Annotated in this window: 20 protein-coding genes; 12 read left to right on the forward strand and 8 right to left on the reverse strand. The window is 46.0% G+C overall.

What is annotated here, in order from left to right:
* On the reverse strand, positions 1 to 332 hold a 332-nt coding region (locus AB5542_RS07905; protein ID WP_368243026.1), incomplete at its 3' end, for a serine protease.
* A gap of 15 nt (positions 333 to 347) precedes the next feature.
* Positions 348 to 1,712, reverse strand: coding sequence for a hypothetical protein (locus AB5542_RS07910; protein ID WP_340279647.1), 1,365 nt, complete (start codon positions 1,710 to 1,712; stop codon positions 348 to 350).
* A gap of 333 nt (positions 1,713 to 2,045) precedes the next feature.
* Here AB5542_RS07910 and AB5542_RS07915 point away from each other — a divergent pair, with 333 nt between their 5' ends.
* The 3 genes from AB5542_RS07915 to AB5542_RS07925 all read left to right on the forward strand — a co-directional run bounded on the left by AB5542_RS07915 (position 2,046) and on the right by AB5542_RS07925 (position 4,793).
* Positions 2,046 to 2,312, forward strand: coding sequence for a GNAT family N-acetyltransferase (locus AB5542_RS07915; protein ID WP_118305441.1), 267 nt, complete (start codon positions 2,046 to 2,048; stop codon positions 2,310 to 2,312).
* A gap of 175 nt (positions 2,313 to 2,487) precedes the next feature.
* Positions 2,488 to 3,750, forward strand: coding sequence for a sensor histidine kinase (locus tag AB5542_RS07920; RefSeq protein WP_279040375.1), 1,263 nt, complete (start codon positions 2,488 to 2,490; stop codon positions 3,748 to 3,750).
* A 107-nt stretch (positions 3,751 to 3,857) separates the two neighbouring features.
* Positions 3,858 to 4,793 (forward strand): DMT family transporter, encoded by a 936-nt coding sequence (locus AB5542_RS07925; RefSeq protein WP_118305443.1) that lies wholly within the window; start codon positions 3,858 to 3,860, stop codon positions 4,791 to 4,793.
* A gap of 7 nt (positions 4,794 to 4,800) precedes the next feature.
* Here the strand turns inward: AB5542_RS07925 and AB5542_RS07930 are convergent, their stop codons facing one another.
* Complete coding sequence (locus tag AB5542_RS07930) at positions 4,801 to 5,076, reverse strand: hypothetical protein (RefSeq protein WP_087422062.1); 276 nt, start codon at positions 5,074 to 5,076, stop codon at positions 4,801 to 4,803.
* A gap of 187 nt (positions 5,077 to 5,263) precedes the next feature.
* Positions 5,264 to 6,163, reverse strand: coding sequence for a transporter (locus AB5542_RS07935; protein ID WP_340279645.1), 900 nt, complete (start codon positions 6,161 to 6,163; stop codon positions 5,264 to 5,266).
* 217 nt (positions 6,164 to 6,380) lie between these two features.
* Here AB5542_RS07935 and AB5542_RS07940 point away from each other — a divergent pair, with 217 nt between their 5' ends.
* The 6 genes from AB5542_RS07940 to AB5542_RS07965 all read left to right on the forward strand — a co-directional run bounded on the left by AB5542_RS07940 (position 6,381) and on the right by AB5542_RS07965 (position 15,488).
* On the forward strand, positions 6,381 to 9,227 hold the full coding sequence (locus AB5542_RS07940) for an ATP-binding protein (RefSeq protein ID WP_340279644.1): 2,847 nt from the start codon (positions 6,381 to 6,383) through the stop codon (positions 9,225 to 9,227).
* 23 nt (positions 9,228 to 9,250) lie between these two features.
* Positions 9,251 to 10,426, forward strand: coding sequence for a class I SAM-dependent methyltransferase (locus AB5542_RS07945; protein WP_340279643.1), 1,176 nt, complete (start codon positions 9,251 to 9,253; stop codon positions 10,424 to 10,426).
* A 62-nt stretch (positions 10,427 to 10,488) separates the two neighbouring features.
* A complete protein-coding gene (locus AB5542_RS07950; RefSeq protein ID WP_340279641.1) occupies positions 10,489 to 11,688 on the forward strand; it encodes an MFS transporter in 1,200 nt (399 codons plus the stop codon).
* Positions 11,689 to 11,804: 116 nt separating this feature from the next.
* Complete coding sequence (gadC, locus tag AB5542_RS07955; protein ID WP_340279640.1) at positions 11,805 to 13,334, forward strand: putative glutamine/gamma-aminobutyrate antiporter GadC; 1,530 nt, start codon at positions 11,805 to 11,807, stop codon at positions 13,332 to 13,334.
* A 326-nt stretch (positions 13,335 to 13,660) separates the two neighbouring features.
* On the forward strand, positions 13,661 to 14,626 hold the full coding sequence (glsA, locus tag AB5542_RS07960; protein WP_118305449.1) for a glutaminase A: 966 nt from the start codon (positions 13,661 to 13,663) through the stop codon (positions 14,624 to 14,626).
* Positions 14,627 to 14,792: 166 nt separating this feature from the next.
* Complete coding sequence (locus tag AB5542_RS07965) at positions 14,793 to 15,488, forward strand: ion transporter (protein ID WP_087422056.1); 696 nt, start codon at positions 14,793 to 14,795, stop codon at positions 15,486 to 15,488.
* Here the strand turns inward: AB5542_RS07965 and AB5542_RS07970 are convergent.
* The 4 genes from AB5542_RS07970 to AB5542_RS07985 all read right to left on the reverse strand — a co-directional run bounded on the left by AB5542_RS07970 (position 15,485) and on the right by AB5542_RS07985 (position 19,003).
* Positions 15,485 to 15,691, reverse strand: a complete 207-nt coding sequence (locus AB5542_RS07970; protein ID WP_087422055.1) for a hypothetical protein — start codon at positions 15,689 to 15,691, stop codon at positions 15,485 to 15,487. The genes AB5542_RS07965 and AB5542_RS07970 overlap by 4 nt on opposite strands.
* Before the next feature lie 10 nt (positions 15,692 to 15,701).
* Complete coding sequence (locus tag AB5542_RS07975) at positions 15,702 to 16,157, reverse strand: cold-shock protein (protein ID WP_087422054.1); 456 nt, start codon at positions 16,155 to 16,157, stop codon at positions 15,702 to 15,704.
* Between the two features lie 651 nt (positions 16,158 to 16,808).
* Positions 16,809 to 18,206: a glutamate decarboxylase gene (locus AB5542_RS07980; protein WP_087422053.1), complete on the reverse strand. Its 1,398-nt coding sequence runs from the start codon at positions 18,204 to 18,206 to the stop codon at positions 16,809 to 16,811.
* A gap of 137 nt (positions 18,207 to 18,343) precedes the next feature.
* The gene (locus tag AB5542_RS07985) at positions 18,344 to 19,003 is read right to left on the reverse strand and encodes a pentapeptide repeat-containing protein (RefSeq protein ID WP_087422052.1); all 660 of its coding nucleotides are present in this window, start codon (positions 19,001 to 19,003) and stop codon (positions 18,344 to 18,346) included.
* Between the two features lie 126 nt (positions 19,004 to 19,129).
* Here AB5542_RS07985 and AB5542_RS07990 point away from each other — a divergent pair, with 126 nt between their 5' ends.
* The 3 genes from AB5542_RS07990 to AB5542_RS08000 all read left to right on the forward strand — a co-directional run bounded on the left by AB5542_RS07990 (position 19,130) and on the right by AB5542_RS08000 (position 23,277).
* Complete coding sequence (locus tag AB5542_RS07990; protein ID WP_340279636.1) at positions 19,130 to 20,776, forward strand: AMP-binding protein; 1,647 nt, start codon at positions 19,130 to 19,132, stop codon at positions 20,774 to 20,776.
* 130 nt (positions 20,777 to 20,906) lie between these two features.
* Complete coding sequence (locus AB5542_RS07995; protein WP_087422050.1) at positions 20,907 to 21,488, forward strand: DUF4251 domain-containing protein; 582 nt, start codon at positions 20,907 to 20,909, stop codon at positions 21,486 to 21,488.
* A gap of 139 nt (positions 21,489 to 21,627) precedes the next feature.
* The gene (locus AB5542_RS08000) at positions 21,628 to 23,277 is read left to right on the forward strand and encodes an AMP-binding protein (RefSeq protein ID WP_340279683.1); all 1,650 of its coding nucleotides are present in this window, start codon (positions 21,628 to 21,630) and stop codon (positions 23,275 to 23,277) included.
* Positions 23,278 to 23,295 lie beyond the last annotated feature (18 nt).

A 23,295-nucleotide genomic window follows, 5' to 3' on the forward strand; every position in this document is an offset into this window, starting at 1 on the left:
CCCTCGGTTACCGTGAACGGCATCCCGAACGGGTAACCTGCCACGTTGATCTTCTGTCCGATAGACACGCTATCTAACGCAGACAAAGCGATTTCCGGTAGGGCGGAGAAATCCCCCTCGGCCTTTAAAAAGGCTATATCCTTTGCCGGGTTCACCAACACGACTCTAGCGTAAAAACGATTTTTGTCGTTATCTTGCAGAGCAACCTCGCGGAAACCGTCCACCACGTGGTAATTCGTCACGAACAGGTCATAATTTTTCAAGTAAAAACAACTGCCTGACCCACCGGCATGATTGACCTTATATACAGCGTTAAAAATATTCTGTTCCATAATCATTAAATTTCATTATTGTTGCTGACCGTTTCCCATATAAGTGGCGGCTAACTGTTGTACTTTCAACATATAATCTTCCATACTCACCTGTCCGGCAGCTAGCTGTTGCTGCAACTCCTGCACCTTCTGCACGTACTCCATCATTCCACCGCCCTGTTGCATGGCTTGTGCCGCTTGTTGCATTCCTTGCTGCATCATTTGCTGCATTCCCTGCATCATTTGGGACATATCAAATTCACCTTCCTCTTCGTCATCATCATCCGGTTCCAACTCTCCCTCCATGATATTATCCATGGCAGCATGTAAGATCGGGGCAGCCTCATCCCAAGGTTTAGCGGAAGCTTTTTCCAAGGCACGAACCACAACCGCATTCACGTCATCCTGCACGTTATTATAATAGTACATCTCGTAGAACTTGTAAACAATCATCAAGCAACACGTCATGTAATCACCCGTTTCAAACGCTTGGGTGGCACGATTGTATGAATTCTCGAAATTCTCCTGAATATTCTTCAAATTAGAACGACGTTTATCCGAAATAAAGGTCTCCACGTAGTACAAATCCTCAGCCCATTGCTCTTTTGTCATTCCCTGCAAGCGGGCAATGACAGACTTCCCGTAATTCACCACTTCCGGCAGCGGAATATCTTCCCGATCCATCTCGGAAACGGCCTTATTCAAGTCGTTCAACAACTGTCCCTGCGGGTGAGCGTAATACAATATCTTCAATATCGTCGTATCCAGCACGTTCCACGCGAACCCGTATTTCCGGTCCGCCTCGAAATCCTTCACGGCATCCATACACTCCTTACAACTCAATTGTACCACCTCGTAAACCGTGTTCAGCGTTTCATCATCAAAAGGAGTTACTTTCGGTTCATATATCCGTTGAGCCCCGAACTTGGTCTCGAACTCGTCATCATACTTGTCACCCGTGTTACAAATCTCCTGAAGAATATAATAAATCTTGTAAGGATTTGCCAGTGCCAGCGGGCAAGTGTACTCGAATGCCAATCGATCCTTTTTCAACTCAACTTGAGCCAAGTCCATAGCGTTAAAATTCAAGCCTGCAACCTGCCGTAACAAGGGAATACGATTCTTCTCCGGCAAAGAGAGAAACGGTGCGTGAATCAACAACCGATCATTCTCGATCTTTATATTCACCACGATCGAACCATGAGGAATATTAAATTCCGTTCCTTTCGCGTTCCCATATTTCTCACGGAATTCGTCGTTCACATAGTCCAATAAAGCATAGAACGACTGCAAATATTCTCCATTATCGAACGCCTCTACGCTCGTGTCGAAATAATCGACCTTGATTTTACTTTCCGTAGAAGCGATCGTGGAAAGGTTAAATGTCAATGTTTGTTTCATGACTTATAATGTATTAAATAAATAATTATGATTCACGCACTCACTCGTGCCACATCCACACGGGAGCGCTATAAAATTATACAATTATCCGAGAAATCCACTCCTAGGCTTGTAAAAATAGGTTATAAACCAAAAAATAATCATCAAATTTCTCATAATCAACATCTCAAAACATATAATTTATCATAAGCAATCAAGGCCGCACCGCTAGTATACACCATACCCTAACCAACCTCCTTTCCCCAACAAATAATTTTTAATAAAAAGTTTGAAACTGCACCTGCTCTTTTATCGTATATACAGGAAATTTATAAACTCAAAAACACTCAAAACATGGAAATTACACATGATAAAACCAGACATATGTTCGAATTCACCGAAAACGGGAATTCGGCCGTCGTAGAATACAAACCCTTTGACGGGGGAATCAACATCTTACACACATTCGTTCCCAAACCTTTGCAAAATAAAGGCTACGGGGCCAAACTTGTGAAAGAAACGTTGGATTATGCACGGGAAAATCACTTGAAGGTTATCATCACCTGTCCTTTTGCCCGCGTATACGTGGCCCGTCATAAAGAATACGAAGATCTACTTTAATGCCATCTTCCCTACTGGCAAACACTTGCACATCAGAACAAAAAACAAAAATATTGCAAAAAAGGAGTGTTTGCGACAGGACAATTTTCCAAAAAATATAGAAATTTATAATTCTATCCTTTGGAACATCGGTAAAATTTAACAACTTTGTGGTGAATTACAAGAAGTGTGTAGCATGAAATATAACATCATTATCGCGATACTAATATGTGTAATCCTGTTTATTTTATACAAGTATATACAGGCGAAACAAATTATTAGCGACAAAAAAGGAGAAATCAAAACTTCTGAGGCACTATTCAATTTTATTTTACAACACATAAAGTCCTACATCCTTGTCATTGACAGGAACTTTATCGTGGAGAAAACGAACTATTACGCAATTACAGACACCGAGGACTCAGGACAACCTAAAAGAGTCGGGGAACTACTTAATTGTGTCAATTCCCTGAATAAAGGTTGCGGCAACGGAGAACTTTGCAAGACTTGTCCCATCAGACAGGCAATAACGGAAGCCTTTAAAACGAAAAAGGACTTTTCTAACTTGGAAACCACTGTAAGCCTGCGTCTATCAGACAAGAAAACCTTCAAATGCAATGTTGACGTTTCCGGTTCATACATGAACATTCACAACCGTCCGGAAATGTTAATTACCATTCATGACATCACGGAACTCAAACAGGCTCAAATTCGCTTACAAGATGCTTTGGCCAAAACAGAACGGATTGAAAAGTCAAAATTCACGTTTCTCGAAAAACTGAGTAACGAAATTAACGACCAGTTAAACTGCATCTTAGGCTGGACCAACCTGGTAAGTACGGATAAAACGCTGACACCTAACCAGCAAAACGAGTACATGAATCTTATATACGAACACTCCGACCAACTCTCGCATCTGGCAAATGACGTGTTGCGGCTGGCCCGGATCGATGCGCACAAGATCGATTTACAGATGGCAACCTTCTGTCTGCACGAGTTTTGCCAGGATATTATCCTTCTTCGAATGAACAATACCCACCCGAACGTGGAATTGTATTTGGAAGGAGACTCCCCGAATCTCTTGGTGTACACGGATCAACAAAAATTATATCAAGTAATTCTCAATCTCCTGTCCAACGCTCAGAAATTCACGAACAAAGGACACATCAAACTCGCTTATTCCGTGGATGAAGAACAAAATATGATTAACTTCATCGTGGAAGACACGGGCTTAGGAATGCCGCCCAGAATACACACGTACCTCTTCGAGAGATTCTACAAGGCAAACACCTTTACCGACGGCCCCGGACTGGGCCTGTCTATTTGTAAGGCATACATTGAGGCGATGGGCGGAACCATTCAATTTACCTCTTCTGAAGGACGTGGAACTCGTTTCCATTTCTCGATAAGAAAAGAACCGATTCCGGCAGGTGATGCTGCGCTGGATATGCACAAATAATACATTATCCACCACCACGACCGAGTATTTGAGTTTTTAATATAATTTACAAGACCGGCTCAAACCTTATCCGGGAAGTTTCCGTTTATCACGAAAAAACGACACGAATGGAAACAACTCAAAAGCCAAAAGAGATCATCGGGCATCTCATGGTCTTGTCAACAATTGTCATATATAGCTTTAACACGAATTTCATGAAGATCCTCATGCCGGAATGGATCGGCCCTCATGGCCTCGTGTTAATTCGTTGCACGGTCATGGCTTTCGGTTTCTGGATCATCTCCCTCTTCATCCCGGCAAATAAACAACAGGCAAAACCCAAAAGAAAAGACATCCTCATGATGATGCTGGGCGGTCTGCTCGGCATCGGGGGTAACTTACTACTATACATCAACGGCTTGAATATCACGGGTCCCGTGGATGCTTTTGTTATCCGTACCGTGCAACCTATTATCGTAATTGCACTCGCCGTACTGATTCTTCACGCAGACTTCAATCGTTACAAAGCCATCGGTATCGTTTTGGGACTCGCGGGAACTCTTTACGTTTCAATCACCCCACACGCCGGAGCGGTGAAAGACTCATTCACAGGAGACGTTCTGATCTTCGTCGCCTCGGTTTTCAACGCACTCTATCTCATATTAATCAAACCCTACACCCAGAAATTCAATTCGGTTATCGTGATGCGCTGGATGAGCTTGGCAGCCTTTATCCTCGTACTTCCCTTCGGTTTGCATCAAACCCTCGAAGCCCCGCTATTCACGTCAGAGGCTCCCGTACATATCTGGTTGGAACTCGGTTTCGTGCTTATTTTCGCCACGATGATAGCTTACTTCCTAAACTTGAAAGCCCTGCTATACATTTCGCCCTTTGTGGAAAGCGTGTATATTTACCTCCTCCCTATCACCGGAGCCATCGTGTCAATATCGCTCGGTCTCCAGAAATTCTCATGGCACGACCCGATCGCCCTCGTATTAATCATTGCAGGATTCGCATTGATAAACAAAAAGAAAAAAGTGAAAGCTGTTATAAACAAATCTTGAAATCAAACTATAAAAACACTTTCATACTCTCTGATAAATCGGCAATAATACCCTTATGTTTCTTCAGAAATTCACATATCTTCATCTTGGACTCGGGATTCTGTAATATTTCCGGGGATTCCAGCATCAAAGTCACCACATTTAGCAACTCGTTTGTCTCCTTGACACTTGTTGCCAACATCTGCATGAAAAACACTCTTTTCTCCTTATCCTCGAACAAAATTTCGAGCTCTCTCCGTAATTCCTCACCATCAATATTCGCCAATTTAACCTCACTCATCATTGTCTTATCTTTTTAAATTTCCAGATCTTACCACAATCAAAACACTTGTTTGCCGACCGGAATATTTGTATTCTCACTTTCCCCACAAATACCCGGACACAAGTTAGCATATTTTCACCACATTTCCAAATATGGCGCAATAACATTCCATTTTATTCCAATGACAAGACTAATCAATGCAATATTGTCACACTTTTCCCTCCCTTTTTCTCTTCTTCCACAACTGCCAACTATTGATACTATTCTGCCACAGGACATAAGCGGCAGGTCCTATCGAAGAAAGAGGCGAAAGATACACTTGCGCCATCCATATAGCCAGAATCGTGTTTTTCTGTCCCAATCCTTGGCCTCCTGCAATGGTCTCACCATGTCGGCAACCAATCCAACGCCCGATCGCAAATTGTCCGATACACAATAACAACGCGGCAAAAGCGATTAAAAACTCTTCCCCGTAGTTTTTACTATCCTGCTGCATGATGAAAGACACCGTTTTCCCGACCACGATTGTCAGGCTGAACGACCACAGATAGAAAGAAATACTTTGATGACTTTTCAACACCTTATGTGCTGAAGGAATAAAATATTCCAAGATCCATGCCCCAGCCAGCGGCAAAAGTAACAACGGCCCAACCTGCCGGCAAACGTACCATAAAGACGCACCGAAAGACATTTCCCCTTGCGTCCCCACGAGAGAGAAAATCACAGGTGACACGATTGCCACGCACAAATTACTCGCTAACGTGTAAGCGGCTAGACATGGCACACTCCCGCCCAGCATCCCCGTGACAACCGTCGCGGCCACGGCCGTCGGAGCCAGCACGCAAATCATCATAGCCTCTCCCAACAAGGCATCAAAAGGGCATAACACGGCGTACACGCACACGCTACCCACGACCTGAACCACAAGCATCCACACGTGTAACCGGGTAAAACGCATTTCCCTGATCGACAAACGACAACACGTGATTAATAGCATCACGGAAATCAAGTAAGGAGTCAAGAAAGAAAACAAGCTGAAAAAAGAGTAAAATATACCCCCGCTTAACATCGCCAAAGGCAACATCCATGTTTTTAATCGCTCTAACACGTCTTCATTATTTTTCCATCGCAAAGGAACATTGAATTCGTTAATAATCCAAATAAAAAACAGAAGATCACCCCTTCTGTCAAAACTTGTAAAATACCAGTTATAATCTTTCGTTTTTAACCCTAAATCATGGCTATTATGCAAAATTTGTCTACTTTTGCCCGTGGAACAGGAAAACATCTCCAAGGCGTATAATCACTACTAAATAGATTCGATCATGTCTGAAAACAAGAATACCGCAATTCCGGTAAATGAATTAGAAGATTTACAAGAGAAAGAGTTTATACTCCACGAGCTACAAAAATCAGCAAAAATCGGCTGGTGGAAGGTAAACTTCAACACTCACGAAATCATTTGTTCAGACTACATCATGGATATACTCGATCTATCTAAAAACACCATGACCGTGGAAGAGTTCCTAAACATCATCAACGTGGAACACAGGCAACGCATCTCCTCCTCGTTCATCCACATCCGGACACAGAATTTCTATGACGAAATATTCCCGATCCAAACAAAGTATGGAGAATTATGGATTCATTCCAAGCTGGGCAACAAAATCGTGCGGGAAGACAACACGGTTATCGCCATCGGATTTTCCCAGATACTTGATGAAGAAACGAATACATCCCTTTATAAAAACAAGGAAGACTCCCGTTTAAAGGAATTACTGGTCCGGCAATTCGCCCTCTCTCAATCCCTATCAAACTTTTTGAAAAGCGCAGACACCCAAAAAGTCATCACGGACACGCTGAAAGATCTATTACGGCAGTTTAACGGGGACCGCACCTACATATTCCAATACGACAAGACCAAAGGTACACAAAGTTGTATCTACGAAGCTACTCGGGAAGGAGTTTCCCCGGAGATCGACACGTTGCAGGATATGGATATCAACTATAACCAGTGGTGGAGTAAACAAATGTTCAACAACGTGCCTATCATCATCAACAACCTCGATGAGATGCCACCGGAAGCCGTAAACGACAAGCAAACTTTGGCCCGCCAGAATATTGCCTCCCTCATGGTATTCCCACTTCTATCCGCACAAGGTATTTGGGGATATATGGGGATAGACATTGTAAACACACCCCGCCTTTGGAGTATGATCGACAAGGAATGGTTTTCAGCCATCTCCAACATCATCAACATCTGTATCGAATTACGGGCATCCGAGAAAAAAGCCCAACAGGAAAGAGAGTATTTCAAGAGCCTTTACGACCATATGCCGATCGGTTACCTACGGATGCAAATCTTATGTGATCATTCCGGCAAAGTAACCGATTACAAATATCTGGATGCGAATCCCGCCTTTTACAATATAACAGCATCGCCAATCGGTTCGTATATCGGTCATACTGCTAAAGACTTCAACGCGAACAAACCCGAAGAACTGGAAGTGTTGCAGCAAGTCGTTTCAAGCGGCAAAGTCCTTGAAACCAATCGGCTAATAGCAAATACAGGACGCCAGTATCATATCTTGATCTACTTACAAGGTCAACAAGAAGTCGTCGCTTTGTTCACAGACATCTCGGAACGGATGAAAACGATCGAGGCCCTTCGCCGTAGTGAAGAAACCTTACACAACATTTACAAAAACATACCTGTCGGTATCGAAATCTATGATAAAGATGGAACCTTAATCGCTCTAAATGACGTTGAAAGCGAAATCTTTGGATTCGAACACAAAGAAGACGTACTGGGAGTTAATCTATTTAAAAATCCGAATCTCCCCCAGCAACACCTCGAAATGTTACGGCAGGGCGAGGAAATCATGTTCCCGCTGACGTACAAATTCACAAACGTGAATAAAACTTACTACAACACGAAATACGAGGGGACAAGAAACTTGACGGTAAAAGGAAATTGTCTCTATGATACCGACAATAACATAGAAAATTACCTGCTCATCGTCATTGACAACACGGAAGCCATCAAGGCTTACCGCAAAATTGAAGACTTTGAAACCCTGTTCAATGACATCGCGGAATTCTCCAAAGTAGGTATTTGCCGCTGGAACCCGCTAAGTAACAACTTTCTGGGTTCGGACGTTTGGTTTCATAATCTCAACCAGACACCCCGCCAAATCAACAATATCATGGAAGCCTACGAGTATGCTCACCCGGATGATCTCCAATGTCTCTCCACGTTTTTCCAAAACGTCATGGACGGGGAAGAACAGTCATTCTCCGGGCAAGTACGTATCCAATTCGAGGATAGCTGGCGCTGGATGCGCGTACGTTTCAAAGTGAAAGAATACAATCCGCAGAAAGGCATTATTGAACTCATCGGGCTAAATCTTGACATCACGGAACTAAAAGAAACAGAAAGTAAACTCATTGCCGCCAAGCTGAAAGCCGAAGAGGCTGATCGCTTGAAATCGGCCTTCTTGGCTAACATGAGCCATGAAATCCGTACCCCTCTCAACGCGATAGTAGGTTTCTCCAACTTGTTGGCTGACACGAGCGACATCGAGGAAAGGGAACAATACATCTCCGTGATACAGAAAAACAACGAACTTTTATTGCAACTCATCTCTGATATTCTTGACCTCTCCAAAATCGAGGCGGGAACCTACGAGGTCACGTTTGCCGAAGTGGACGTGAATGACCTATGCGAAGAAATCATCTGTTCTCATGCCATGAAAGTCCCTCAGGGCGTGACGTTATCATTCGAGGAACACGAGCCTCATTGTTTCATTTGCAGTGACAGAAACCGCATCACGCAGATTCTTTCAAACTTCATCAACAACGCGATTAAATTCACGGAATCCGGTTACATTCACGTGGGTTATACTCTCTCGGAAAAGTACATCCGATTCCACGTGCAAGACTCGGGTATCGGGATCTCGACAAAGAATCAAGAACAAATCTTCGATCGTTTTATAAAATTAAATACCTTCGCGAGAGGTACAGGCTTGGGTTTGTCCATCTGCAAGAGTATCGTTGAAAAACTGGGCGGGGAAATCGGGGTTAAATCCACACTGGGATGCGGCTCCACGTTCTGGTTCTCGCTCCCCTATGATCCCTTGTATAAAGCAAAGTCAGGCACTACCGGCCATTGATAATTTGCTTAACACGATCGAACATGCCACTAAATCCCGAAATATCCCGTTTCATCCGGGAGCATCTGGACGACAATCCGGATCAGTTACTATGGAAGAAAAACGAGTACCCGGATGATCGTGTCGTGTTGGCCGTGGAACAAATTCAGGCCCGGGAGAATATCAAGGAGAAACTTCCCTCGTGGTATGCCTGCCGGGACATCTTCTACCCGTCCAGACTATCCACCGAACAATGCTCATCCGAGACAACTGCTCCCTACAAGGCTCGACTCGCCACGGGTAACTCCCTCTGCGACCTCACGGGTGGCTTGGGCGTCGACACGTACTTCTTTTCCCGGCAAATAGATAAAGTGACATACGTGGAGCGCTATGAATCGTACTGCGAGGCTGCTCGTTCCAATTTCCTAGCACTGGGAGCGACTAACATCGAGGTTATTCACGCTGACGCGACAACCGTGGCCAACCAAGTTATTGCCGACACGTACTACGTTGATCCCGCCCGCCGGACAACCGATAACAAGCGGGTGTTCGCCCTGACCGATTATGCCCCAAACGTACTGGAAATCAAGGAAACACTTTTACAACAAGGTCAACGCCTGATCATCAAAATCTCCCCCATGGCCGACCTTTCCGCGGTCCTGCAACTCCTACCCGAAACCACCGACGTGCATGTGGTTTCCGTCCGCAACGAGTGCAAGGAACTTTTATTCGTGCTGGCTAAAACCCCGATAAATCAAGCGGTGAACATTCACACCGTGAATTTTGCTACCGACACGGAGCAATACTTTTCCTTTCTCTTGGAAGAAGAGAAGGACGCACAACCTCGTTACACGAGTCATATCGGCTCCTACCTTTACGAACCGAACAGTTCCGTCCTCAAAAGTGGGGCCTTTAAACTCGTTGCCAACCGTTACGGGTTGGAGAAACTCCACCCTCACAGCCACCTCTACACCTCGGATCATCTTGTTGCAGACTTCCCCGGTCGTGCGTTTCAAGTTAAAGAAATACTGGACTTTTCAAGCAAACTGCTTAAACAGATTTCCCGCACCATCCCCAAAGCAAACATCACTACCCGCAACTTTAAACTATCTGTCAACGAACTCCGTACCCGAAGCAAGATAAAAGACGGCGGCACCACCTACCTTTTTGCCACCACCCTCAATGACGGGCGAGCCGTAATCGTGAGGACAGAAAAATGAAGTTAGTATGAATCTTTTCGCTTGTTTCTCCCGTATAGTGCAGAAAACTAAACAGGACCAACATGAAAATACAAACCGGCCATGGCATGATCACGCTCACGGCACTCCTTGCCATCTATTCCATATCGATGGTAACTTCATTACCCGGCTTGGCCATCTCGCCGATTCTCGGTGATCTCAAGAACATTTTCAAGGATGCTAGCGACTTGGAACTGCAAATGCTCGAATCGCTCCCATCGTTTATCATTGTCCCCTTCATCTTGCTGGCAGGACGATTATCTTTAAGGATTAACAAAAAAAGAATCCTTATTATCGGGTTATCAATATTCTTCGGGTGCAGCGTGATTTACCCTTTCAGTAATTCCCTGTGGCTGCTACTGGTAGTCAGTGCCCTCTTGGGCGTCGGGGCCGGGATGATCATCCCGTTTTCCACGGGACTTATCGCTGACAACTTCACGAAACGTTACAGGACCCGCCAACTAGGTATCGCCTCGTCGATCACCAACATCACGCTGGTTCTCGCCACCTTTCTTGCTGGCGTTCTCGCCGACATCAACTGGCATTACGCATTCCTCGTGTACTGCCTGTCGGGGATCTCGCTGTTGTTCGCTTTTAAACTGAACTCTGCCCCTCCGGCAGCACCGCAAAGGGCCCAACCTGCAAACGATACTCCCGTATCGACAAGCCACAATTGGCCGGTAGCGCTCATGTTTCTCTATTACTTTATCACGTTTATCGTGCTGACAGTCCCCTTTAACCTGTCGATCTACATGGAAACGTTGAAATTCAAGGACCCGGACATTTCCGGCACGTATATTTCCGTCTTTTTCCTCGCCATGACAATTCCCGGACTTTTTATCAACAACATCATCGGATGGTTGCGCGGTTACACGAACGTGTACTCCTCCGCGGCCATCGCCCTCGGCTTCGTGCTTTTCCTCGTGAAAGGCGGGCCGGTACTACTAACCATCGGTGTTATCCTTATCGGGTTGGGGTACGGGTGTATGCAACCCATCATATACGACAAAACATCCACGAGTACGGCCGAATCACACGCAACATTCGCACTGGCACTGGTGATGGCCATGAATTACATGGCAATTATCACCTACCCTTTTATTCTCGAAATTTTACAGGGAATATTCTCCACGGATGCCTCCTATTTCCCGTTTTTACTCAGCACGATACTGGCCGGGATATTTGCCGTGTTCACCTATTTTAAACGAAATACGACTACTTTGGGAATACAAATTCAACGTTAAATATGGCGCGAGAAAGAACCTTCTCGCCTTTTCTCCCGTATTTACCCCATGCAAACAAGACAGATATAACTAACCAAAATTTCTAGATTATAAATTCTAAACTAAATTAATTCAAGATGACAACAAATTCAAACACAAAAGGGACCGCGATGAAACTCGGCGTGATAACCCTCGCGATTATGAATGTCGCGGCGGTTGTGAGTCTTCGTGGCCTACCGGCAGAAGCCGTTTATGGGTTGAGTTCTGCATTCTACTATTTATTCGCGGCCATTGTATTCCTGGTTCCCACGGCTCTCGTGGCAGCCGAATTAGCCGCCATGTTCGCCCAGAAAGAGGGTGGAGTTTTCCGTTGGGTAGGTGAGGCGTACGGAAAACGTTTCGGTTTCCTAGCAATATTCCTGCAATGGATCGAGAGTACGATCTGGTACCCAACGGTTCTGACATTCGGGGCCGTATCTATCGCGTACATCGGCTTGAACACCTCCGAAGATGCCCTGCTGGCATCCAACAAAATTTTCACGCTGGTTACCGTGCTGGCTATTTACTGGGTAGCAACCTTTATCTCGCTGAAAGGACTGGGATGGGTAGGTAAAGTTTCCAAGATCGGGGCCATGGTTGGGACGATTATTCCCGCTGGACTTCTGATCATTTTCGGTATTATTTACATCTCCACGGGCGGGCATAATAACATGGACATGAGCCAAGGTTTCTTCCCCGACTTGACCAAGTTTGACAACCTCGTGTTAGCCTCGGGAATCTTCCTTTTCTACGCCGGAATGGAGATGATGGGTATTCACGTGATGGACGTGAAGGAACCTGCATCGAAGAACTACCCGAAAGCGATCTTTATCGGTGCCGGAATTACCGTGGTTATCTTCGTGCTGGGTACGTTTGCGCTGGGTTTGATTATTCCTGCAAAAGACATTAACCTGACACAAAGTTTACTTGTCGGGTTCGACGGGTATCTCAAATACCTGCATATCAGCTGGGCATCCCCAGTAATAGCTATCGCCTTGATGTTCGGTGTGCTTGCCGGAGTGCTTACTTGGGTTGCGGGTCCGTCAAAAGGTATTTTCACCGTGGGTAAAGCCGGTTACTTGCCTCCATTCTTCCAGAAAACAAACAAGATCGGTGTTCAGAAGAACATCCTATTCGTACAAGGAGGAGTTGTTACGATCCTAGCATTATTGTTCGTGGTTATGCCTTCCGTGCAATCGTTCTACCAGATCTTGTCGCAGTTGACCGTCTTGTTGTACCTGATTATGTACCTGTTGATGTTCTCCGGAGCTATCGTGTTGCGCTACAAGATGAAGAAAGCAAATCGACCGTTCGCTATCGGCCGGAAAAGTAACGTCGGGATATGGATCATCGCCGGACTGGGATTCTGCGGAGCCTTGCTGGCTTTCGTGTTGAGTTTCATCCCGCCTTCACAGATCAACGTGGGTAGTAATACCGTCTGGTTTGCCGTGCTGATTATCGGGTGCGTCGTGGTTGTTGCCACTCCGTTCATCATCTACTCCTTGCGTAAACCGTCATGGAAAGACCCGAAAGCTGAAATCGCCCCGTTCCACTGGGAAGAACAACCGGTCGCCCCGGCTACTTCTACGACTTCAACTAGCCCGGCCACTCCGGATGCTAAAAAATAAAAACGTAAAGAGGGTGTCCAAAAAGTCATTTTATTTCAAAAAACTCCTCCGTCACTTCGTGCCACCTCCTCTATAAACAGAGGAGGAGCTGGTGACTCTTCCCGAAAAAAGGGAGTATTTCAACTCTCCCTCTGTTTATAGAGGGAAATCGGCGAGTAAGCGAGAACAGACAGAGAGTTTACTCGTTGTCTGTCGAGCGAGAGCCGATTCGAGACTGCTTGCAGGCTCAATACCCCGAAGGGGGGAGGGAGTTTGAGAAATGACTTTTTGAACAGCCCCTTCCATTCTAAACTCTAAATTTTAAATTCCAAACTATAATCACAGGTATGAAAAAAACAATTACAAGCAATGACCTCAAGAATTTAGTGAACGAGGCTCATGCACAAGTGAAGGATTTGAAGGGTGGGAAAAACGCAAATTATATTCCATTCCTGGACAAAATTGATTCTAATTTATTCGGTATATCCGTTTGTCTCCCGTCGGGAGAAGTTATCGAGGCCGGAGACACGAATTACGTTTTCGGTATCGAATCCGTCTCCAAAGTGTACACCGCAATTCTAGTCTTACGCCAGTACGGGGCTCAAGCCGTATTGGACAAAATCGGGGCGGATGCCACTGGGTTGCCGTTTAACTCGATCATGGCAATTCTACTGGAAAACGATCACCCGAGTACCCCGCTCGTGAACGCCGGGGCCATCAGTGCCGACAGTATGGTGAAACCCGTGGGTAACAGTGAGGCCAAATGGAAGGCAATCACCGACAACATGCGGGAATTAAGCGGTAGCGATCTGAAGTTACTGGATGAACTCTATAAATCGGAATCCGAAACGAACTTCAATAACCGTTCTATCGCATGGTTATTGAAGAATTTTAACCGGATTTACGACGACCCGGATATGTCGCTGGACCTGTACACCCGGCAATGCTCGATGGGTGTAACGGCAAAACAATTATCCATCGCCGCCTGCACGATTGCCAATAACGGTTTGAATCCCGTGACAAAACAACAGGTATTCGACCCGTCGTTATCTCCTAAAATCACCTCTCTGATCGCAACCGTGGGATTCTACGAACACACGGGAGATTGGTTGTACACCAGTGGCGTTCCCGCTAAATCGGGAGTTGGTGGCGGTGTACTCGGGGTTGTTCCCGGACTGTTCGGTATCGCCGCTTTCGCCCCCCCACTGGACGAGGCTGGAAACTCGGTGAAAGCACAGGCTGCCATCAAGTATATCGCACAGAAATTAAACGTGAATGTCTTCGGGGGAGATCACGTGGAAGTAATCAATTAGTTCATAAAGTTTATAAGGTTCATAAAGTTTATAAAGTAGTGGATCCCTGCGGGGCGTTTTGTCAACGGCAGCACAAGCTGCCGTTAAAACACTGTCCGAAGGACACCCGTCACTTTATGAACCTTATAAACCTTATGAACTTTATAAACTTATAAACCCATTTTCTATGAAAAGAAGTAAAGTTTTCGAGCAAATACTCAACGGGCTTGTATTGTTGGGTAGTTTGGCAATTATTATTGTTGCCTCTATCGAACTACTGGACGGGAATAACGCTCTCAGCGAGGCTTTCATATTGAAATTCCATCTCTGGGTGTGCGGGCTTTTTCTGGCAGACTTTTTCGTTCGGTGGTACACGGATGGATGGACCGGGCGTTTTTTCAACCATAACTTGTTTTTCTTGCTGGTCTCGATTCCTTACCTTAATATCGTGTACGGTTTATCAACCACCATATCCCATTCCACGTGGCTAATCCTGCGATTAATCCCGCTGGCACGAGGCATTTACGGGGTATCACTCATCGTGAGTTGGATGACACGCAGCCGGATCACCAATTTGTTCGCCACGTACCTGACGATTCTTTTCACGACGATCTATTTTTGTAGCATCATTTTCTACTACATGGAACACGGTGTTAACCCTCCCGTGAAAACATACTGGGACGCTTTCGACTGGGCACTGATGAACGTCACCACGGTCGGGTCGAATATTTTCGGGGTCACGAAGATCGGGCAAATCCTTGCCGTCATTCTCGCCGCCGCGGGTATGATTTTCTTCCCGATATTCACCGCTTACGTCACGACAATATTCCAGCGAAAAAGAAAAGAAACGAACGGCACGGCCGATGAACAAACGGCCCTTTAGACTAACGGCTTGTGCCGTTTTTTATAATTTTCGATGCGGATCTCTCTTTCTTCTTCAGATAAACTGACCGGGAACTCGAAAGTCGTGCGCCCGCTAATAGTGACATACTCAACCTCACCAACTCTTTTTCTATGTTCTTTCAACGCATTCTCCGCCTGTTGAGCCTGCGATAATCTTTCAAAATGGTTCGTGTTCTTTTTCATGTGAATTGATTTATACTGCCAATTGATTATTTATTGTACAAATATTTACGGCATTCATTCCCCGTTTCCCTCGTTCCAAATCAAACGTCACTATATCATTCTCCACGATATCAACAAGGACATTATTGACATGAAAAAAGTATTTATCTGTCCCTACCAGATTCTTGATAAAGCCATACCCTTTCTGCGTGTCAAAATACTCCACCCGACCTTTCAAAATGGCGGGAGCTTCCTGCCTGGGGATTGAAATTTGTATATCCTCTTGCACGATTTTTTCCTCATCATGCCGCTCTTCGGGCGGTGTCGAGGTAATCATACCATGTTCATCAACGTAAGCGATCATGTCATCGAAACTGGTCGCTTTACCGGATTGTTTTCTCTCTTCCTTCCGGTTTTGTTTTGCCTGTCTTCGGGCTTGTTTTTTCTTCTCGTTTTCTTTTTTACCAAATGTAGTAGGTTTTGCCATGCAATTTATTTTAATTAATAATATCATTTACTTCTAGTGTCCTTACAGATAGGACGGGTATAAATAGTCAAACTTCCGGCCATGATTGAAAAAAACGGGACACAGAAATTCAATTCATTCGTTTTAAAATGACAAATTAGAGATAGGGAGAATTAAAGGAGAAACCTGATTAACTTGTAAAAACGTTCCGATCAATAATATTCGAAATTCTAATTGAAACAAAGATAACACAATTTACCGGAAAAACAAGCTTTATTTCCCGATTATCGCCCTGCCATCACTTTAGACATCGAGCAAACAGCCCCGTGTTGCCCTTTCCCCCGGCAAACCATCTCCTTAACAGTTTTCCTTCCCCACCACTTCTCCACCTGTTCATAACCACTTCTTCACCTGTGTATACGTGTTGAGAAACAGCCTGTTAACATCTTTATAATTATTAACATAAAAGAATCATCAAGTAATAGAAAAGGGGCTGTCCTAAAGTCATGTTCAAACAACTACCCCCTCCAGCTCCCCCTTACACAGGGGGAGAGCTGATTACCAAGCGGTTTCTCCCCCTGTGTAAGGGGGAGTTAGAGGGGGTAGCTTGTAGATAATGGATAAGACTTTTTAGACAGCCCCTATATAGTAAATAGTTGACAAACAGTATGTTTATCTGGAATGATTAAAACCTCTCGGTTTCTGCGGTTCTTTCTTCGCCCACATCAGAGCGCTATTCGTCGGCTCTTTCAGAGCATCCAACTGGTTCACGCAACGTTTGATGTCCTCCATCAACAGATCGGCCAAATCAAACCCGGTGCCCTGTCGAACAACAACACGCATGATTATCACGTCCTCCATCGCTTTCGGCATCGTGTAAGCAGGCACCTGCCATCCTTCCACGTGTAGCGCATCCGACAAGTCGTACAAAGTCCATTTCCGGTTTGGATCATCTTTCAATTTCCAGATGAACAACGGGTTCGGCATATCATTACTGAAGAACTCGAAAATACCCATCTTTTTCAATTGCTCTTTCAGGTAGAGACAAACGTTCAGGCAATTTTGCTGTACTTTCTTGTACCCTTCCTTACCCAAGCGCATGAATTGGTAATACTGGGCCAATACCTGGTTACCCGGACGAGAGAAGTTGATGGAAATACTCGGGATATTAGCTCCCAGATAATTCACGGCAAAGTTCATTTCCTCGGGTAAATATTGCTTGTCTTTCCAAACCACCCAGCCCACACCGGGATATACCAGACCGAACTTGTGACCTGAAGTACTGATGGAAAGTACCCATTTCAAACGGAAATCCCAGATCGTTTCAGGATCGATGAACGGGTGGATAAACCCACCGGTAGCGGCGTCCACGTGGATACAAATCTCCCAGCCTTTCTCGGTGTTCAACTTGTCGAGCGCGTCGTTAATCTCCTTCACGTTATCATTCAACCCGGTAATCGTCACTCCTTGAATCGGCACCACGCAAATGGTGTTCTCGTCGCAAGCCTTGATCACGTCCTGCGGGTCAAGCGTGATCTTCTCCGCCGTCACGGGAATCATACGCATCTCGACATCCCAGTAGATAGCGAATTTCTCCCAAACCACCTGCATACAGGTCGAGATGATGAAATTCGGTTTATCGATAGGAAGACCTTTTGCCTTACGTCTCTTCTGCCAGCGTTTCAAGGCGGCAATACCACCCAGCATACAAGCCTCGGAAGAACCCACGGTACTCGTACCCGTGCAATACGGTTTCTCCGGTGAATTCCACAACTTGGCAAGGATATTCACGCATCGACGCTCGATCTCCGCCGTCTGCGGGTACTCGGTCTTATCGATCATGTTCTTATCCATGTTCTCGGTCATCACTTTTCTAGCGTAATCATCCATCCATGTAGTCACGAAAGTCGCCAGATTCAAACGTGAATTACCATCCAACATGGCCTCGTCATGCACGATTTGATAGGCAACTTCGCCCGGCATCATACCCTCTGGCATCTCGTATTTCGGTGCCACCCGGGCCTCTTCATCCGTCCCAAAAACCGGTGTGATAGGATTTTCTGTCTTCATAATTAATTAGTTTAGTTTATTTAGAAAATTTTTAAAGGGCGTGTCTGTCAAGACACTCGTGAATAATTACGATGCCGCGGAACGAAAGTTTCAACCTCCCATCACATTTAACAACCCTTGTACTTTGCTGACATCACTTACACATCCTTGACAACCAGTCCTAGATAGCGGGTTAAATCCAACGCCTGCACGGGTGACACGACCACCCCACGTAAATCCCCCACACCCAGCCGCAGGCCTTCCAACCGTGAGGATGTTAAGTCTATCCCCTTCAATGAAGTACGAGAAAACTCAGCCTCCACGAGGCTACACGTGTCGAACGCCACCGCCTCCAGCCGGCAACTCTCCAAGGCACTTCCCTGCATATCATCGTGGGCGAAAAGTACTTGTTTCAGACGCCCCATCGAGAGATTCATGTAACGGGCGTTGCAATGCTGGAACAACACGTTATTCAACACACCGTCCGATAGGTTCGTCCCCATCAACTTGCACGAACGGAATTCCACCCGGAACAACACGCACCCCGACAAGTCCACGTTCGACAGGTCACAATTCTCGAACAACACGTCCGCAAGCCGAGACTCCCGGAAACGGCAACCAGGAAACGAGACATGATCAAACACGCAGGACGACACGTTCACCTCCGACAAATCCACCCCATCAACCACCTCCCGACTGAACGAGCGACGATCCACCTCGTCATCGTCCACCAACAACTCGCTGAACAACTCGTTCCCCGTCTCTACCCCCTGCAACACGGGCGGAACCACCCTTACCTCGTTATTATTTCTTTTCACGTGACCTGATTTTTTCTTGTTTCACGCGAATATACACAAACCTCTCCCCGGATAAAAATAAACCCGCGAGAAAAACATTTCAAGTTAATTTTCAGTATAAGAAGAGAATATTAATTATATAACATCATGGAAACGAGTTTCTTGAAACTTATAGAACACAGCATAAAAGAACACTGGCACCTTCCCTCCCTGACGGACTACGAGGATGCGGAACATAACTATAAAGACGTGGCACGATGGATTGAAAAATTACATATCCTTTTCGAGGAAGGCGGTATCCGACCGGGAGATAAAGTGGCACTATGCAGCCGCAACACGTCCAACTGGGGAATAGCTTTTCTCGCCACGCTCACTTACGGGGCAGTGGCCATTCCCATCCTTAACGAGTTTAAACCCGACACGATTCACCACATTATCAACCACTCCGGGGCCCGGCTCCTGTTCGTGGGAAAATCCGTGTGGGATAACATAGACCACGAGAGTATGCCCGCGCTAGACGGGATCATCGCCATGGCTGATTATTCCGTGATCTCCTCCCGCAACCCGGTTCTCTCGGAAACCGCCACCCGGCTGGAGACCCTGTTTTCCGCCCGGCACCCCGGGGAACTGCGAATCGAGGATATACACTACCGCACGGAGGAACCGGAAGAACTGGCCATGATCAACTACACGTCCGGCACCACCAGCTCGCCCAAAGGCGTGATGCTCCCTTACCGCAGTATGTGGTCCAACCTCCGCTACGCCCTTGACCAGATGGGTTACACGCCGGGCGAAAAACTTGTATCCATCCTTACCATGGCCCACATGTACGGGCTGGCCTTCGAGTTCATTTACCCCTTCGCCAGCGGAATACATATCTACTTCCTACAAAAAATGCCCTCGCCCAAGATACTGGGGGAAGTCTTTGCCGACATCCGCCCGCACCTGATCGTCGCCGTGCCTTTAATTATCGAGAAAATCATCAAAAGTCGAGTACTCCCGCAACTGGAAAAGTTTCATATCAAGCTGATGCTAAAAATGCCCATCATCGGGGGAAAAATCCGCCACAAGATCAAGCGGCAGATTCTTGATGCTTTCGGGGGACGATTCAAGCTACTCGCAGTCGGGGGAGCCGCCCTCAATAAAGAAGTAGAGGCATTCCTCCATTCCGTGAAATTCCCCTACACCGTGGGCTACGGCATGACCGAGTGCGGACCTGCCATTGCTTTCGACCACTGGCAAACGTTCCGTCCCACCTCCTGCGGGAGAGCCGTGGACCGCATGGAAATCCGCATCGACTCGCCCGATCCGTTCAAACAAGTTGGAGAAATTCTCACCAAAGGCATGAATGTCATGGACGGGTACTACAACAACCCGGAAGCATCTAATACCGTACTTTCCCCCGACGGATGGCTCCACACGGGGGATCTCGGCGTGCTGGATCCGGACGGGTATCTCTACATCAAAGGTCGTAGCAAAAGTCTCATTCTCGGCCCCAGCGGGCAGAACATTTACCCCGAAGAGATCGAGGACCTACTCAACGCCCAACCTTATATCGCGGAATCGCTAGTGATTGAACGGGAAGGTAAACTCGTGGCCCTTGTCTATCCAGATGCCGAGGCCATGAAACAAAACAAAATATCCCGCGAGGCACTTCTCAAAATCATTCACGAGACCCGCAAACAGATCAACCAGCAGATCCCGGCATACAGCCAGATTGCCCGGATAGAGATTCACGACGAGGAATTCGAGAAGACCCCGAAACGAAGTATAAAACGGTTTTTGTACCAGTAGTGAGGGTGTAAATTTGCAAATATCCCTTATTTTTACTATATTGTGAATCCATTCAGCGAATTATGGCTCGTGGTACATGATTTGCTATATATTAACATGACATTTATATTCACGAAAAAACAACAAGAACATGAAAACACTGAAAACAATCATTCCAATAGGAATACTCCTTTTTACCTGCCTCTTTGCAATGGGTGAAAAGAAACAGAAAAGCGACACCGCGGGTATCGCCAAGATCGAACAACTCATGAAAAGCCGTGAATTCTACATCGAGGTAGATCAAGCCTTCCCGACAGGTAACAGCAGCATCACCATAGACTCCAAATACGGGCAGAAACGCATCGGTGGCGAAGGCTACGTTTCGCTGGCTACCAACGAGGGACAACTCTTTATCCTCGACACCATAGCCACGGGACGCTTGCCATTCTTCGGACGGGCCTACTCCACGGAATACGGACAAGGCGGCGGGATCGAGTTCGAGAAAGCAAAGATTGAAAACGAATCATTCAAGGTGATTAACAAACGCAAAAAACATTACATCGAATACAAATTCAACGTGAGAAATCGCAACGATGTCTTTAACTTCTACGTGGAAGTTTACGGTAACGGGAAATGCAGTGTCAACGTGACCAGCAACAACCGGGCAAGTATCTCATACAGCGGTGATCTTACTCCTATTCCGGATGATAAAAGAAAAGCTCTGGGAATATAAATAAGTTTATAAAATCGAACCTTTGGTTCTGAAAGTTCATAAGGTCATAGACCTTATGAACCTTACTACTTTTCACCCTCCCCTCGAAATCTCGAAAAATATTCGTAACTTTGACATTTGTTTGACAGTATACTTACAGATGGAAGAAAGTTTTATATATTATATAGAGAGTAGTATCAAGGAAAACTGGGATCGTCCGGCACTGACCGACTATCACGGAATAAATTGTAACTACAAGGACGTGGCCCGGAAAATAGAAAAATTACATATTCTTTTCGAACACGCGGGCATTAAAAAAGGAGATAAAATTGCGTTATGCGGGAGAAATTCCACAAATTGGGGAATTGCATTCCTCGCCACGCTAACCTACGGGGCTGTCGTAGTCCCCATCCTAAACGAATTTAAACCGGATAACATACACAATATCGTGAATCATTCCGAGGCTCGCCTACTTTTCGTGGGTAGCGTCGTGTGGGAAGGATTGAACGAGGCCTCGATGGAAGCACTGGAAGGTATTCTAAGCTTGGAAGATAATTCAATACTCGTGTCGCGTAGCCAAGCATTATCACACGCACGGGAGCGACTGAACGAACTGTTCGGGAAGAAATACCCCGACCGTTTCCGCCCGGAAGACGTGAACTACACGTATGACAAACCGGAAGAACTCGCCATTATTAACTACACGTCGGGAACCACCAGTTTCTCGAAAGGGGTTATGCTCCCCTATCGCAGCCTCTGGTCGAACCTCACGTTCGCCTTCGGGGTATTCGGAAAATTACCCGGAGAACAGGTTATATCCATGCTCCCCATGGCACACATGTACGGGTTGGCTTTCGAGTTCATCTACGAGTTTGCCAGCGGGGCTCATGTATTTTTCCTGACGAGAACCCCGTCCCCGAAGATCATCGCGGACGCATTCTCCACGGTAAGACCCAACTTGATTATTTCCGTACCCTTGATTATCGAAAAGATTATCCGGAAAAAAGTATTCCCGGCACTGGAAAAACCATTGATTAAACTCATGCTTAACCTGCCGTTACTCGACAAGAAAGTGAAGAATTCCATCCGTCAGAAAGTCATTGATGCCTTCGGCGGGAATTTCAAAGAACTCATCGTCGGCGGAGCCGCACTGAATAAAGAAGTAGAAGAATTTTTACACTCGATAAACTTTCCCTATACCGTGGGTTATGGCATGACGGAATGCGGACCGATCCTCTCGTATGCCGGATGGGAAACTTTCAAAAAAGGCTCCTGCGGAAGGGCTGCACCCCGTATGCAACTAAAAATAGACTCGCCCGATCCGGCACATATCGTCGGGGAGATCCTAGCCAAAGGAGACAATCTCATGATCGGGTACTACAAGAACGAGGCGGCCACACATGCCGCTTTCACACCCGACGGTTGGCTCCGCACGGGAGACCTTGGATTGATTGACGAAGAAGGCAACCTTTTCATCAAGGGCCGCAGTAAAAACATGATTCTCGGCCCTAGTGGTCAAAACATTTACCCGGAAGAAATTGAAGATCAATTAAATAATCTTCCTTACGTGAGCGAATCTATCGTGGTCGAGAAAGAAGGCAAACTCACCGCCCTCATCTATCCCGACTTCGAAGCTATCAATGCCGACAACAAGAACTCGGACGAGGCTATCGCCGCCATCATGGAAGAAAACCGGAAGCAAATGAACGAAACTCTCCCGGCATACAGCCAGATCGCGAAAGTCACGATATACAACGAAGAGTTTGAAAAAACACCAAAGAAGAGTATTAAGCGCTTTTTGTATCAATAGTTTCGCTGGAAGCGAAAA

It is taken from the genome of Butyricimonas sp. RTP31003st1_G1_RTP31003_210430, from assembly GCF_040920905.1.
GTDB lineage: Bacteria > Bacteroidota > Bacteroidia > Bacteroidales > Marinifilaceae > Butyricimonas > Butyricimonas paravirosa.